Source organism: Paenibacillus taichungensis, from assembly GCF_047302525.1.
Classification (GTDB): Bacteria; Bacillota; Bacilli; order Paenibacillales; family Paenibacillaceae; genus Paenibacillus; species Paenibacillus taichungensis_B.
In genome coordinates, this window is sequence record NZ_CP168020.1 from 5041623 (window position 1) to 5056731 (window position 15109).

Genomic DNA, 15109 nt, shown 5'->3' on the forward strand with positions numbered 1-15109 from the left:
AAGTTTTATATCTGGTTTCTTTTCTCGTTATGCACACATACTATACCCGAACCGGTTTTATCGCTTTCCGTTTCATGCTGCGGATGATCTGCTTCGTCTCCGGATCAACACGATAGGACTCCGTTATTTTCTGAAGAGCCTTATTATACGTAAAGTCGTCTAAGGTATTGTCCTGCAAATAACGCAGCGTGGCCTCAGGCTGCTTCACATAAGCGATGGAGATTGCCCAAGCCACTGCCATTTTCACATAGTAACCTTCGTGATGAATGGTATCTAATGAAGCAAGCACTTTGCTGATATATTTTTCTTCCATATAAAAGTTCAACAGCATCACAACCCCGAAGCGAATGTCATACTCCTGGTTGGATACCAGATAGGGCTGTAAGAAATGCCACACCTGATCCAGATGTGCCTTTGTATATTTCAAACCACCGCAGAAGCTGTCGCATACAGACCAGTTATCTATTTTGGGAACAAACCAGGCAATATGTTGCAGAAGTTCCTCAATATCCGCTTGGGCATGACCGATGACCATCGCTTGCAGCATGACTTCTTCAAAATAATCATCATCAGCGGTTTTCAGATAGGCACGCCAGTCCTCTTTGACGATTTGTTTCGCCATCTTGCGTATTTCAGGCAATCTAACACCTAACAAATTCGTGATATTCGGAATGAGCGCAGCCGAGAATTTCTGATATTCCGGTTCGACCAGAGATAACAATTGTGTTCTTACAACCGATTCCACATGTCTCCTCCTCATCGGGTTTTCTACATCAAGTATATCCCGGCAGCATCCATTTGTAAGCCCATATCGAATGTTTTAGCAAGATTACAATATCCATTTCCCGTGGTCGCTGTTTAACTTCCATTCCTTTTCGTTTAAGAATACGGAGTTGAACCCATCTAGAAAGGAGACTACATATGAATCGATCCCATCCCAAAAAAGATTTTTCGGTTGAAGAGATTACGGAGCTCCTTGTGCAATTCGTGCAAACCCAAAACCTGACCGAATTTTACAAATGGGCCAAAGAACTTCATCCCTATGACCTTTCTCTCGTATATAAAAAGTTCCCTGAACAAGAGACGAAACGCTTCTTGCTCTTATTCAAACCGGACGTGCTCGCCGACATGGCAGAATCGCTCACGCTCCACGAACAGGTACATCTATTCGAACAGTTAGGCCCGGAACGCACCCTTGAAGTCATGCAGCAAATGGACAAAAGTGATCTGATTCGCTTCATGCATGATCTGCCCCTCAAACGCAGAGAAGAATTGTTGTCCAATATGAATCTCGACCATTCAGCCATTATTCGCTCCGTGCTGAACTACCCACCGGAAACGGCTGGACGTATCATGACCGATCGTTACCGTACCCTGTTATCGCATGAAACCGCAAAGGAAGCACTGAGAGAATCGCAGGCTACGCTGCACATTCCTGCGACCAGTTATCTGTATGTCACCGATGATGAAGGCAAACTGGTTGGAGTTGTGAGCTATCAATCCCTTGCTCAGGCAGGTGACAACACCAAAGTGGAAGAGCTGATGACCCGGCGTGTCATCCATGCAACAGTCGATATGGACCAGGAAGAAGCCGCACAGCTGTTGCAGCGTTATGAGTTTATGGCTCTGCCTGTCGTGGATGAGAACCGCAGATTATGCGGTGTTATCCAAATGGATGATGTCATTGATATTATTATGGACGAAGCCAGTGAAGACATCGCCAAGATGGGTGGCGGCAGTAAAGACATCGATTTTGATACCAAACCGCTGGTTGCCGTCAGACGTCGCCTTCCTTGGCTGATTTTATTGTTATTCATCGGGCTGATCTCGGGCAGCATCGTGGATTTTTTCGAGGACACGCTGAATCAGGTTGTGGCACTGGCGTTCTTCATGCCCATGATAGCAGGTATGACGGGGAATACGGGTACACAATCCCTTGCTGTCGTTGTGCGCGGACTGATTGGACGCAAGCTGGACAAGGCTACAGTGCTCGCACTAATTGGCCGAGAGATTAAAGTAGGCATAATGATTGGGCTTGTATGCGGTTTGCTGATTACGGTCATCGCCTATTTCTGGCAAGGTGACTGGCTGCTCGGAGCCATTATTGGAGTATCACTATTCTTCACTCTGGTTATCGGAACTCTGACCGGCACTTGCATTCCGCTTCTGCTCAGTCGTTTCAAAGTAGACCCTGCGGTCGCCTCCGGCCCATTAATCACAACGCTGAATGATATTTTGTCGTTGTTTATCTATTTTGGCATCGCAACCCGTTTTCTGGATGCCTTAATGTAAAATTCATTGAACAGGTGCTTTAATACAGTAACCAAAAGACTCAACTTCCTCTGTACATATAGAGAAGTTGGGTCTTTTGGTTTTGTTTTTAATCTAAAAGAGATCTGCTTTATGCGAAAAGGTAGTTAATTAAACTATCGTGCCCCGTTACCGTAAAGATTTAGCTTACCAAAATCATTTTAATGTATTTGCAATATCAAGTAATGTTTGGTAATCGTATAACGGTTCAAGATTGTTATTTTTTCCTGAAATAAGAGAGTAAGTTAAACCCTCGTTTCTCCAATAGAAGGCACTTACATGTCCGTCTCCTTGGTCCCACGTTTGCGAACCATTAGATAATTTTAGACCTTTCTTCCCATTCGGAGGTGTATCCACCTTTGAGTTTGTAATCATAGTGATCAGGTTCAATCCTTCATCGGTATTTACATACGTAATTTCTACTGCTTCAAATTTACCATTGGTATCTAAAATCCTTGCTGATTTTTGAGTAACTTGGAAAGGAACTGACGGTTGTTTGATTTCAAACGGGGTCCTAGCTTCCGCTTCTTCAAATGAAATTTCAACTGGAGGACTCAGATCCAAATTATTGGTCGGCTGTTTACTTTCCGCGTTTTGTAAGCAGGCAGACAATAAAAGAGGTATCATACATAGGAACAGCAACTTACTTTCAGCTTTCATTTAATCACCTCGATATCAGAGTAGTTACTTCTATGACGTTTCTATTAGCTGGAAAGTTATAATTTTTTTCCCGCTCATGTGCATTCTGCTGCAATAATGTACTATAAGCCAATGCCTCCCCGGAGTATGATCATGTAACTACAACTCGGGGAGGCACTATGAATCTTACATCTTTTTTCATCTATTGTATTGTCGTTACCTTTACACCTGGCCCCAGCAATATTGTGATTCTCACTTCCGTCGGGCAGGTTGGTCCCCGGAAAACGATGGAGTATGTGTGGGGTGCAACAGTTGCATTTGGCTTATTACTTGCTGCTTCTGCTCTTCTCAATCATCTTCTCGCTGAGGTATTGCCTGGTATTCTCCATGTGATGCAAATCGTGGGTAGTGTTTATATGATATATCTGGCTTATCAAGTCTATAAAATGGGCTCCACGGAGACGGCATCGAAGCAAGTTACGGGGTTTCTGAACGGTTTAATCATGCAGTTTGTGAATCCAAAAGTGGTTCTGTTCACGTTTACAGTTATTCCCAGCTATGTGCTGCCGTACTACGATAGCACCATGTCAACGTTTCTGTTCGTGATCATCATTACCATCATCGGCTTCCTGGCCTATTCCAGTTGGGTGGTGTTTGGCTCCGTCTTCAGAACGTTACTCAATCGTCATCAAAAAGCAGCGAGTATCCTTATGGCTCTTTTTTTGTTATACTCAGCCATTATGGTATCGGGAATCATCTAACGCGCGGGAGGTGTGTGCAGCATGGAATTGTTTAACTATAAGAAATCACAGGACGTACTGGCTCTATCCGCCAGCTTTACGGATTTCACCTATAAAAAGCATTGCCACGAGGAATATGCGGTTGGAGTAACGCTTCGTGGTATTCAGCAATACCATCTGGATGGACACTATCAGGCCTCCCACAAAAACGGCGTGATGTTATTCAACCGGGAACAGTCCCACGATGGAAGTTCCTATGACAAAGCCGGCATAGACTATGTCATGCTATATCTGAAGCCGGATTTGGTCGAAGAGGTTCTTGGGAAAAAGGAATTGCGTTTTACCACCCCCATCGTCTATGACCCTGTGCTTGCACGAAGCATCCTGATGCTGAATGATGCTGTTCAAAACGGACAGGATGAGGCGAGATGCAGTGAACTGCTCTTGGGCCTGTTGCAATTACTCTCCCAGTCGGAAATGGACACCAAGTTGTGGCGGCCTCAGGACAATCTGGTTCGAAAAGCGAAAGAAATGATGTTTTGCAGTATTGAAGATGTGCTGAAACTGGACGACCTATGTGCGGAATTCAACATGTCCAAGTTTCAATTTATCCGCGAGTTCAAGTCCCATGCCGGCATATCCCCTTACCAGTTTTTTCTGAATTGCAAGGTGGAGCGTGCCAGACAGTCCATTGAAACACATAAAGATATTTACTCTGCCGTAGCCGAATGTGGTTTTGTCGACCTGACTCATCTGAACAGACACTTTAAACGGGTTTTCGGTATCACGGCTTATGAATATATGCTGCAGTTAAACTAATTGAATCGGTACGATTATCCGACCAAATATATAAAATCCCCGCACGGAACGCGAGTTTACCTCGATATTCCATGCGGGGATTTATATTTTCCTTCGTTGCCCGTAATACCATTTTCCCTTGAATCAGATCCTAACATCAGACGCGCTTCTTCCTTCTCCAGATCCAGCTACTTACCAATACAAGCAATAAAATAAGTCCACCATACATAATAAGATAAAATGACCAACTTCGTCCTTGATCGGTTATTTCAAAATCATCCTGGCTCACTACTTTTCCTGCTCCCAGCAGCTTTAATGCGTCTCCAGCTTGATCAATGGAAACATTGCCACTGCAAAGATTCGTATGCAACTTATCGTCCATTTTATTCTGATAAGCAAAGATCAGATAGGATTGGTTCTTCTCCAATTGAATCCCACAAGATTCCGAACCGGCATCATTACCCATGACAGTCATTCGTTTAGAAGAAACACCCTTCCATGCGGTATCCACTTCAAAGGTATATGCTCTCAATCGGTCAGGGCTGAATATTTGCATCCCACCCCTTTTCACCACTTTACCTGTAAAAACCGATGTGGACGTCTTCAGTTTCTCTTGGGCATTCGATTCTACACAGCTGCAAGCATACGCTCGACCTTCCGGTACCAGCAGAAATCCGGCTGTAATGAACAACAGAGCTAACGTTACGATCATTGCGCACTTCATTTCTTTTTCCCCTTCCCGTATTGAACATCACTTGCTATGCCATCGGGTAATTTCTTTACATTTCATAATTATGGAATATTATAACACACTAAAAAACCCCCTTTATGGGGATTTTTTTTCGAGCTATCGCTTGGTTTTTGATTCAATGTCCTTATCATTATTTCAGAAAAGACTGAGAAATCTGTTTTGCTGTATCCATCATAACCGAATCACCGGACATCACTGTTAAAATACTCGCTCGGGTATCCACATCCATTTTCTTCAGAATATCTATCGTTTTGGCGGAATCGGTCTCGAACAATTTTTGAATCAGCTTGGCTGCACTTGGGGAAGACATTTTCGAGAAGGTATGTACCAGTTCTTGAACTGATTGGCTGGCTATATCGCTGTTTTGCTTATTGATTTTACGCTGAATGAGCGCAAGCTCACGATCCGTAACCACGGAGCGAGGCTTCATTTGCACCGAAAGGCTGCCAACCCGTTCCGGGTCCATTTTACTCCAGATTTGCGCTCTCTGTTCTGTGGACATCTCGGTCATTGCATACACGATCTCCAGATCGGTCAATTGTACAAGTGCAGCAGCAGCCTTGCTTGGAGGCATATCGGCGTAAGTCCTGGCAATGTCCTTGGCTGCGGCAATATGATCCGTTGAAGGTATAGCTGGCACCGTCGACGTTGTGGAAGCTGTGGCCTGTGACTGAACGGATTGCTGTGCTTGCGACGACGCTCCAGATGGTGCTGTCTGAGCTTGACTGACTGGATTGGCAGATACAGCAGGCGGTGTGGCACGAACTCCGGCTGCATTCTCTACGGCATGCAATACGGTGTCCTTGACCGACGGAATCAGGAATAATGCCACTGCTCCGGTAGCGCCAATACAGATCAGGGCAACAAGCCACCCCATCCCGGATGATTTTTTCTTCGTTGAAGTTTTGGATGTGCTCTTGGCTGGTTCAGGTTTGATCTTGTCATTAGGCGTTTTGAGGGGTGTCCTTGCACTATTGGCGGGTGTTCTTGAACCAATGGATTGAACCCGATTCGGCTGGCTCATTATGATCACTTCTCTCTTGTACTGGGGTTAAGCCTAGTCTAGACCTTCTACATTAAAATTTGATAAGAAAACCGCATTACTTTTTTTATTCTTTTCCAATTTGAATGTTGTACACTGGACTTGGTAAGCTTAACCTGTAAGCTCGATCTGACTGCTTCCAAATTTAAGGAATGGACCGATTCTGATGAGAAACATATTGCTGATTGAAGATGAGAAAAACCTGGCTCGCTTTATAGAACTGGAATTGCAGCATGAAGCCTACACCGTCAGTGTAGCCTACGATGGAAGACACGGACTTGAACTGGCTCTCGAAAAGGAGTGGGATCTGATCCTGCTCGATCTAATGCTGCCCAGCCTTAACGGCGTAGAGGTGTGCAGGAGAATACGCAACATCAAACAAACACCCATTATTATGATTACGGCTCGTGATGGTGTAATGGATCGCGTCATGGGACTCGACAGCGGAGCCGATGATTATATTCCGAAGCCTTTTGCCATTGAAGAGCTGCTTGCACGGATGAGATCCTTATTTCGCCGTTCCAACACCGACAGCGAACATTCCGTACTGATTCATCATGGATTGCATCTGGATCTGGAGGCGCGCATTTTCAAGAAAGACGGAGAAGTTGTTGAATTAACCCGGCGCGAATTTGACCTGCTGGTGATCCTCATGCAAAATATGGGTCGTGTCATGACCCGAGAGATGCTGCTGGATCTGGTATGGGGATACGATGCTGACGTGGAGACTAACGTGGTTGATGTCTACATCAGTTATTTGCGCAGTAAAATCGATGTTTCGGGCTCTCCCAGCTTTGTGCAGACGATACGAGGCTTGGGTTACGGGATTCAGAAATGATACGCTGGATTCGAACATATCTTCCCCGCTCCCATTGGTCTATCCGCTGGAAATTGACGATCTGGATTTCACTATTGCTGGGCACGCTTTTTATTGTGTATAACATCGTTCAATACTTTGTAATTAACGAATGGCTCATTGATCAGGAACAGCAAAATATGGAGAAAAGCATGAATGAGATGGAAAGTTACTTTCAAGAGAAAGAAGTGTCATCAGCGCAAATTGCGGACAACCGTTCTTTTATGACCAAGTTCAATCAGGAGAATCAGATGATCCGCATTCTGGATCAGGAAGGAACGGTGCTTCTTAAAGTAACCGATCGTCTTCCTGAACAGTGGGTCGAGCCGCAAACGGTGCAAAAACGCGCTCTGATTAATGCCTGGCATTACGAAGATCACCTGCTCATTATGAGATCACCGCTCATCACCACGAATTTTAGCGGAACGATTGAGATGGTGACCAATCTGGAAAATACCGATAAACTAAGCGATATGCTGCTGCTGGTCATGTTTGGCGGGGGGATTGCTGCTGTCGGTTTAAGCATTCTGGGCGCGATTGTCCTTTCACGCCAGTTCGTGAAGCCTATTACGACCATGAATGCAACGATGATCCAGATTCAGCAGAAGGGACTTCATGAACGCGTGGATGTGCCGGATCAGCATGATGAGTTGACCAACCTCGCTCGAATGTTTAACCGCCTGATGGATGAGCTGGAGCTTTCGTTTCAGCAACAAAAGCAGTTTGTGGAAGATGCCTCGCACGAGTTGCGTACACCCGTAGCCATTATTGAAGGACATATTTCCCTGTTGAACCGTTGGGGCAAGCATGACCCGGATATTTTGAATGAATCCCTGGATGTTTCCGCTCAGGAGCTTACACGGTTAAAAACGATAGTGAATGAACTGTTATTACTTAGTCAAGCCGAGTCTGGACACATTGCAGTGGAAGCTGCTGTCGATCTTCGCCAGACGGTACAGCATGCACTTACCAACGTTGTGCAGCTGCACCCGGATGCTGCCTTTGACATTAATGTGGAATTCATATCCGGTATTGAAGTGAAGATACTTCCTCAGCATCTGGAGCAGATTCTGCGGATTTTGGTTGATAATGCCGTTAAATATTCACCAATTACCAAAGAGATTCGGATCCACGGAATGCGACGTGACAACGATGTATGTATTCAGGTTACTGATAAAGGCATGGGCATTCCGGCAGAGAATTTGCCGTATGTTTTTGACCGCTTCTACCGTGTTGATAAAGCCCGTAGTCGCGAACAAGGGGGGACCGGCTTGGGACTCGCCATTGCGGAACGCCTCGTCAAACGATACAACGGGCTGATATTCATCGATAGCCGTGTGGATGAAGGAACGACCGTAACTGTCCAGCTTCCCACATCTGCATCCTGAATGTCGGAAACCAACACCGGACATGAATAAAGAGGGTAGCATAACAACCCTCTTTTTCACCACTATAGTGTGGCCTCCTTACTTCCGGCGGAACAGCTGATTCACTGCTTCGGGTAAACAGCCGCTCACTTGCTGTCTTCTGAATGAAGTGTTCTGGCTTGACGAGGGATGAACAGCGCTGGAAGTTTCATACGGATGAAAATCCGCCCGATTCCCCAGGCGCTTGCCATACCAATGAGAGCCCCGGCAGCTACATCGGAGGGATAGTGTACGCCAGACCATACGCGGGCAATCGTAATGAAGGTGGCGATGAGAACCCAACCCCACCGATACCTGACGCGACCCAGCCAAAATGCAGCGGCACACGCAAAGGCAACCGTCGCATGGTCACTTGGAAAGGATGCATCAGCGCTATGGCTGATTAATTGAATCACCGAATGGGTCACAAATGGCCGGTCTCTGTGCAGCAAGTGACCTGTAACAAAGCTGACGGCAGTCCCCGCACTTGCTGCCAATATGGCTTGCAGCACAATCATGCGGTTTTTTTGACTCTTCGATATCCAGTACACAAACATTCCCGCAGGAAACATAAAAAGGGCATATTTCGCAAAAAATATCATGATGCCATCCAAATACGAGAGCTGCATCGCCTGCTGATTAATCCAATGAAAAAGCTGGTAATCAAATCGTATAAAAGACATAAGTTAATCCCCTTTTCCCAATTTAATGAACCTGCATCTAATCATAGCCCACTTTTCTGGGAGCAGCTTTAAGGGTAAATTAGAAAACGATAAGAAAACAGACATCCTGGAGGAACATAACCATTGATGCAAAATTTGAAAAAAAATATTTCCATTCCGTTGCTCGCCGCAGCTCTAAGCCTTGTTGTATTTGCTATCATCGCCCTGTCCATCAGCGATAATCAGATTCACCGATTTGACGACATCCTGATAACCTGGATTCAGGGCATGGAATCCCCTGGCATGACCCGGTGGATGGAGCTGTTCACCTGGATTGGCAGCGGCTTGCCCGTCGTCGCTATTACCCTCATTTCGATGATCGTTTTGTATGTCTTTTTAGGACATCGACGGGAGCTTCTTTTTTTGGGCTGTGTCATCGCAGGCTCTGCAATACTGAACACCCTGCTGAAGCTCGTGTTTCAGCGTGCGCGCCCCACCATCCACCGGATCATTGAAGCGACCGGGTACAGCTTCCCCAGCGGACACTCCATGGCAGCGTTCAGCCTGTACGGCGGACTGGCCTTCCTGATCTGGAAGCATGTACCCACAACAGCCGGACGAATAGCGATAATCATTGTGAGCGCAGCCTTCATCCTTACCATTGGCATGAGCCGCATCTATCTGGGCGTGCATTATCCCAGTGATGTAGTCGGAGGTTACTTTTTGAGCGGATGCTGGCTTGCTACATGCATATGGTTCTACCAGCGCTATCTGGAACGAATCTCCCTGCTACAGTCTAAACCTCTGACTTGAACACGCTGGAAGCTGAACTAAAATGCGACTGCACAACTTCACATCGCGTGCATCTCCTGGCGCGCGGTTTGATGAGTGCTACGCATCACGATGAACATCCGTACGAACAAGCCTGCGTGGTCCTGCCGGAGCCATCACTGAATACGTTAAAGAACCTCACGGGTGCTCCTGCTCCGGTGAGGTTCTTTAACGTCATTATGAAGCCGTTTTATAGTGCAAACCTAGAGATCCTCGCCATTGGATTCAATGACTTTTTTGTACCAGTGGAAACTCTTCTTCGGTGTTCTGCTCAGATCACCATTGCCATCATTGTCTTTGTTCACATGAATGAAGCCATAGCGCTTCTTCATCTCGCCCGTGGATGCGCTGACCAAGTCGATACATCCCCACATCGTGTAAGCGATAAGCTCCACACCATCGGCAACGGCTTCTTTCATTTGTTCAATATGACCTCTCAAATAATCAATGCGATAGTCATCCTGAATGGAACCATCTTCCTCCACTACATCCACTGCACCCAATCCGTTCTCCACAACCATCAATGGAATCTGGTAACGGTCATACAGGTGGTTCAGGGTGTAACGCAATCCTTTCGGATCAATCTGCCAGCCCCAATCAGAAGCTTCCAAATACGGATTCTTGATGCCGCCCAACAGATTTCCCTCTGCTCTATCCAACGACTCATCCGCACTCTCGACCAAGGACATGTAATAACTGAAGGAATAGAAGTCTACGCAGCCTTCACGCAGAGTCTGTGCATCTTCCGGCTGCATCTCGATCTGGATGCCTTCTTCGGCGAAGAAACGTTTGGCAAATCCAGGGTATGCTCCACGAACCTGTACGTCTCCACAGATCATGTTGGACAGTTGGTCCTTCTTCTGCGCGAGTAAAATATCGTCCGGGTTACATGTATTCGGATATGTTGTCATGAAAGCGACCATGCAGCCGATTTGGAAATCAGGATTGATTTCATGTCCAAGCTTCACCGCTTTTGCACTTGCAACAAATTGGTGATGCAGCGCCTGGAAACGGGTCTGTGGATCATCAACGCCATCAATCAATGTCTCTTTGCCTTCAAACAGGATACCTGCAGCCATATAAGCCCCCATTGGCATCGTCAGACAGTTGATCTCATTAAAGGTCAGCCAGTATTTTACCTGATCTTTGTATCGGTTGAAGAGGGTTGTACAATATCGGATATAACAATCAATCACTTCGCGGGAAGCCCAGCCGTTATATTTCTGGGTCAGACCAAATGGCGTCTCGTAGTGAGAAATGGTCACGAGCGGCTCAATGTTGTACTTTTTCAACTCTGCAAAGACGTTGTCATAGAACTGCAATCCCTCTTCGTTTGGCTCCAGATCATAACCGTTCGGGTAGATTCTGGACCAGTTAATCGACATGCGGAACATTTTGAAGCCCATTTCGGCCATCAGGGCAATATCCTCTTTGTAATGACCATAAAAATCAACCGCTTCATGGCTCGGATAATACGTGCCCTCTTCCAGTACAGTCGTAATCCGCCGCGGTGTGGTGTGCGTTCCACCTGTCATCATATCGGAAGTACTTGGGCCTTTACCACCCTTGTCCCATCCACCTTCAAACTGATTAGCGGCCGTTGCGCCACCCCAGAAAAATCCGTCTTTCATCGACATCATCAATTCCTCCTTCATGATCTTCGTAACACTGTACATTCAGTGTACCACCCATACCCTGACACCTATTGTCATGGTATAATGTCGGCATGGAAAATAACCGATTATTCAGAATGCTATTGCTGTTATTGGAGAAAAAGAAAGCTACCGCCCCGGAGCTCGCGCGTTTGTTCGAGATATCCGTGCGCACGGTGTACCGTGATATCGACAGACTGAGTGCAGCGGGTATTCCCGTATACACGACAACCGGAAAGCATGGCGGCATCCATCTCATGGACAACTTTGTCATGGACAAATCTCTGTTGTCCGAAGATGATCAGAATGAAATTTTGCTTGGATTATATAGCGTCAGCGCTATCCCTCACCTTAACACTGCCCATATGCTCAAACGTTTAACCGCCCTGTTTGATCACAAGCTGGATTGGATCGAGTTCGATTTTTCACCATGGGGCAGCATTCCACTGCAGGAGAGGGAACTGTTCAATCAGGTCAAACAGGCGATCTTCACGAATCAATGGATTACGTTTCACTATGTCAATTCGGATGGAGAGAAGAGTGTCCCGACTGTTGAGCCTCTCAAACTTTTGTTCAAGAACAGTACTTGGTATTTCAAGGGATACATCCACGACGAGCATGATCGAAACGAATTTCAGACGTTCAAAATGAAACGCATTACGCAGTTGAAATTTCTGCCGAGGGTTCCCCGAAACAACATAAACATCGGATCACCGGAAAATGAGACTCACGTCTCTATCAACCAAATCGCTCTGGAACTGTCGTTCTCCAACTCTATTGCGTATAGGGTGTATGATTTTTTTGAACCGTCACGCGTTGAAAAAGAGCCCGACGGCAGGCTGCGTGTTGCCCTTGAACTGAATGAGGGAGAGTGGCTGTACTCCTTCCTGATGTCGTTTGGATCTGACCTGACCGTAATCAAGCCTCCACACATTGGAGAGGAACTGCTCAGACGACATATCAAAGCGGTAGAACATTTACAACAGGTCGTTAACAACAGGTTGGAAAATGAATGATATAATGAAGCTCTGATCATCTGTTGATTCTTTTACTTTTTTGCTATTTATCCATTTCCTGAAGGAGGTTTGTCCATGCAAGACATTAGACGTAACAATGTGGAACGATTCAAAGGTTTCGGTACGTTATATGACGAGAACAGGCCTGCTGCGCCCACCGAGGTCGTAGATATTCTGACGAACTATTTAGGCAGCAAACCTCGTATGGTCGCCGATGTCGGCTGTGGTACTGGCTTATCGTCATGGATTTGGCTAAATGAGGCAGAACGTGTTATTGGCGTCGAACCAAGCGATGATATGAGAGCTGTCGCAGAATCCAAATGGGAAGCGGCAGGCAAACCGGACCATCTTCGCTTTGTCTCCGGCCTGTCCCACGAACTGGGACTACCTGATGGCAGTGTGGATATCGTGACCTGCTCACAGTCGTTCCACTGGATGGAGCCCCAGTCCACACTGCGCGAATTTGCGCGTGTACTGCGTCCAGGCGGCATATTTGCTGCCTACGACTGTGACTGGCCACCAGTGGTCGATTGGCAGCTGGAACAAGCCTATCTGCAGTTGAATACGGAGGCAGATCATCGAGCTGCCAGTCTGGCTCCTCAGGAAAATCAAGCACATAAATGGAGTAAAGACGGACATTTGCAGCAGATTCAGCAGTCCGGCTTGTTCCGTTATTCACGTGAAATTGTGTTTCATCATCGGGAAACATTCGATGCGGACCGATACGTCAATCTGGCACTCAGCCAAGGAGGCCTGCAAACGGCAGTGAAACTCGGAGCCACTGATCTGCTCGAGGTAGCAGACGAATTTAGACAGCTGGCTACACGCATATTTGATGGAGAATCGAGACAAGTCCTATTCTCATATCGGATGCGCTTGGGCATCGTCTGATTTAAGCTAAGCTCATCCAGATTCTCTCCAAAACAAAATACACAAAAAGAAACCTGCACCATCACTTGAATCGTGATGGTGCAGGTTTTTTGTACAAACAGCATCAGGATGAGAAAAGGTCACTTAACTGTCCCTCCTGTACATTCAGTGCCAGCACCAACTTTGACGGGTCCTGCTTCGAGTAGATCACGTTAATAATATGGCCTTGCTGAACCTGAGGTAGGGTAGATGGATAAATTTCCTTTGGTGTGGTCACCTTAAACGTCTCTCCATTTGACTTCGTTACACTAAGCGTAAGCTGAAGTTTGATTTTGCCATTACCTCCGCTTCCAAGCGGAGTAACATCCAAAATTTTGGCCATCGCTTTCTCGCCCGTTCGTGCAATATCCATCATCTCAGGTGCCACGCCATGCTGCACCATCTTCTCATCCAGCAATTGCTGCATATCTTCCTGAGACAGTCTTCCTTTCAGATCAAGCCCTACCTTGCGTTCATCCTTCACGGAGACCACTAACGGAATGAAGCTGCCCGGCTGGAACTGAGCCATGGACGTCAACGGTATAATCGTTCTCAACTCGGTATCGTATTTCTCACGCCCTTTAAGCGAGACGGTCAGGCCCAGTCGAACTTCCGGCTGCTCATTAATATACGTACCCGTCTGCTGGATGCTTTTAATGACACCAACCGCTGGTAATCCTGACTTCACCCTCCCGACGCCGAAGATATTAGCCAAAATGGAGGGAATAAAGATCAGCCCAAATCCGGCAAAAATGGCTGGTGTATACCACCATGCCTGTATAATGATAAAAGAATCATTCCACAACTGCTCTAACAGAAATGGGGAGAACCCTACCCCAAATACAGTCAACACACCGACCAATCTCAGGAAACCTACCATCTGCCCCACCCTCTCTATATCTCTGTTATTCGTTGTTAACTGTATTTATTAAATGATAGCTGCCCTTTTGCAGTTCAAACACCTTCTAGACGGACAACAGCCCCATGTAAATTAGCTCGGACGGATTCGCCGGATTTTGACCCAATCCCACCCGATCTCCCACGCGCGGAATCTGCATCTTAGACACCAGTGTTTCCAATGTTCGCTGATACTGATTGCCATTCGTCTCTGTTACATCCAGCACAAGCACAACAATCGGATCAAAATTGATTAGCTTGCCCGTATCGGTAATCGTGATTACCGTGGCTGTTGCGGTTAAGGGAAGGGAACCACTTGCCGCCAGTTGTGCCTGCTTCGCCGAATCCAGACTCTGGTTGATGGCTTCCCGATGCTCCTTCGATACAAAACCTTTCATCATCATTCCGGTAAGTCCTTTATTCATCATTTTATCTGCCTTCGCAATCGCATCTTCCTGCTTGTTCTTTTTACCAAACCATCCCATAATGAACACCTCGTTTTTTTGTTTTTGGTTATAGTTAAAGTATAAACAGGACGGCTTGTCCTTGAATACCCTTATGACTGCTTACAAAAGAAACGAAAAATCCGGTGATTAAACC

At 46.3% G+C, this 15109-nt stretch carries 16 protein-coding genes; 8 read left to right on the forward strand and 8 right to left on the reverse strand.

What is annotated here, in order from left to right; all coding sequences use genetic code 11:
• Positions 1-40: 40 nt before the first annotated feature.
• A complete protein-coding gene (locus ACDJ58_RS22595) occupies positions 41-745 on the reverse strand; it encodes a DNA alkylation repair protein (RefSeq protein WP_413373039.1) in 705 nt (234 codons plus the stop codon).
• A gap of 176 nt (positions 746-921) precedes the next feature.
• On the opposite strand from ACDJ58_RS22595, the gene mgtE reads away from it, so the two are divergent.
• Complete coding sequence (gene mgtE, locus ACDJ58_RS22600; protein WP_413373041.1) at positions 922-2292, forward strand: magnesium transporter; 1371 nt, start codon at positions 922-924, stop codon at positions 2290-2292.
• Positions 2293-2466: 174 nt separating this feature from the next.
• Here mgtE and ACDJ58_RS22605 read toward each other — a convergent pair whose 3' ends face one another.
• Positions 2467-2970 carry a hypothetical protein gene (locus tag ACDJ58_RS22605; RefSeq protein WP_413373042.1) on the reverse strand — a complete coding sequence of 168 codons (504 nt, stop codon included), beginning with the start codon at positions 2968-2970 and terminating at the stop codon, positions 2467-2469.
• A 158-nt stretch (positions 2971-3128) separates the two neighbouring features.
• On the opposite strand from ACDJ58_RS22605, the gene ACDJ58_RS22610 reads away from it, so the two are divergent.
• Both ACDJ58_RS22610 and ACDJ58_RS22615 read left to right on the forward strand, forming a co-directional pair.
• On the forward strand, positions 3129-3710 hold the full coding sequence (locus ACDJ58_RS22610; protein WP_413373043.1) for a LysE family translocator: 582 nt from the start codon (positions 3129-3131) through the stop codon (positions 3708-3710).
• Between the two features lie 21 nt (positions 3711-3731).
• A complete protein-coding gene (locus ACDJ58_RS22615) occupies positions 3732-4508 on the forward strand; it encodes an AraC family ligand binding domain-containing protein (RefSeq protein ID WP_413373044.1) in 777 nt (258 codons plus the stop codon).
• Positions 4509-4644: 136 nt separating this feature from the next.
• On the opposite strand, the gene ACDJ58_RS22620 is transcribed toward ACDJ58_RS22615, so the two are convergent.
• Together ACDJ58_RS22620 and ACDJ58_RS22625 are read right to left on the reverse strand one after the other, a co-directional pair.
• The gene (locus ACDJ58_RS22620) at positions 4645-5211 is read right to left on the reverse strand and encodes a hypothetical protein (protein ID WP_413373045.1); all 567 of its coding nucleotides are present in this window, start codon (positions 5209-5211) and stop codon (positions 4645-4647) included.
• Positions 5212-5368: 157 nt separating this feature from the next.
• A complete protein-coding gene (locus ACDJ58_RS22625; RefSeq protein WP_413373046.1) occupies positions 5369-6262 on the reverse strand; it encodes a hypothetical protein in 894 nt (297 codons plus the stop codon).
• Positions 6263-6446: 184 nt separating this feature from the next.
• On the opposite strand from ACDJ58_RS22625, the gene ACDJ58_RS22630 reads away from it, so the two are divergent.
• Positions 6447-7118: a response regulator transcription factor gene (locus ACDJ58_RS22630; RefSeq protein ID WP_413373047.1), complete on the forward strand. Its 672-nt coding sequence runs from the start codon at positions 6447-6449 to the stop codon at positions 7116-7118.
• Positions 7115-8524 (forward strand): ATP-binding protein, encoded by a 1410-nt coding sequence (locus ACDJ58_RS22635; protein WP_413373048.1) that lies wholly within the window; start codon positions 7115-7117, stop codon positions 8522-8524. The genes ACDJ58_RS22630 and ACDJ58_RS22635 overlap by 4 nt, the downstream gene beginning before the upstream one ends.
• Positions 8525-8649: 125 nt before the next feature.
• Here the strand turns inward: ACDJ58_RS22635 and ACDJ58_RS22640 are convergent, their stop codons facing one another.
• Positions 8650-9225: an undecaprenyl-diphosphatase gene (locus tag ACDJ58_RS22640; RefSeq protein WP_413373050.1), complete on the reverse strand. Its 576-nt coding sequence runs from the start codon at positions 9223-9225 to the stop codon at positions 8650-8652.
• 126 nt (positions 9226-9351) lie between these two features.
• Between ACDJ58_RS22640 and ACDJ58_RS22645 the strand changes: the two genes are divergently transcribed.
• Positions 9352-10017, forward strand: a complete 666-nt coding sequence (locus tag ACDJ58_RS22645; protein ID WP_413373052.1) for a phosphatase PAP2 family protein — start codon at positions 9352-9354, stop codon at positions 10015-10017.
• A gap of 221 nt (positions 10018-10238) precedes the next feature.
• On the opposite strand, the gene ACDJ58_RS22650 is transcribed toward ACDJ58_RS22645, so the two are convergent.
• Positions 10239-11690: a glycoside hydrolase family 1 protein gene (locus ACDJ58_RS22650; protein ID WP_413379789.1), complete on the reverse strand. Its 1452-nt coding sequence runs from the start codon at positions 11688-11690 to the stop codon at positions 10239-10241.
• A 71-nt stretch (positions 11691-11761) separates the two neighbouring features.
• Between ACDJ58_RS22650 and ACDJ58_RS22655 the strand changes: the two genes are divergently transcribed.
• Both ACDJ58_RS22655 and ACDJ58_RS22660 read left to right on the forward strand, forming a co-directional pair.
• The gene (locus ACDJ58_RS22655; protein WP_413373053.1) at positions 11762-12703 is read left to right on the forward strand and encodes a helix-turn-helix transcriptional regulator; all 942 of its coding nucleotides are present in this window, start codon (positions 11762-11764) and stop codon (positions 12701-12703) included.
• Between the two features lie 75 nt (positions 12704-12778).
• Positions 12779-13594 carry a class I SAM-dependent methyltransferase gene (locus tag ACDJ58_RS22660; protein ID WP_413373054.1) on the forward strand — a complete coding sequence of 272 codons (816 nt, stop codon included), beginning with the start codon at positions 12779-12781 and terminating at the stop codon, positions 13592-13594.
• 103 nt (positions 13595-13697) lie between these two features.
• Here the strand turns inward: ACDJ58_RS22660 and ACDJ58_RS22665 are convergent, their stop codons facing one another.
• Entirely contained in the window at positions 13698-14492 is a 795-nt protein-coding gene (locus ACDJ58_RS22665; protein ID WP_413373055.1) for a hypothetical protein, read from the reverse strand.
• A gap of 85 nt (positions 14493-14577) precedes the next feature.
• Positions 14578-14994, reverse strand: a complete 417-nt coding sequence (locus ACDJ58_RS22670) for a hypothetical protein (RefSeq protein ID WP_163757613.1) — start codon at positions 14992-14994, stop codon at positions 14578-14580.
• Positions 14995-15109 lie beyond the last annotated feature (115 nt).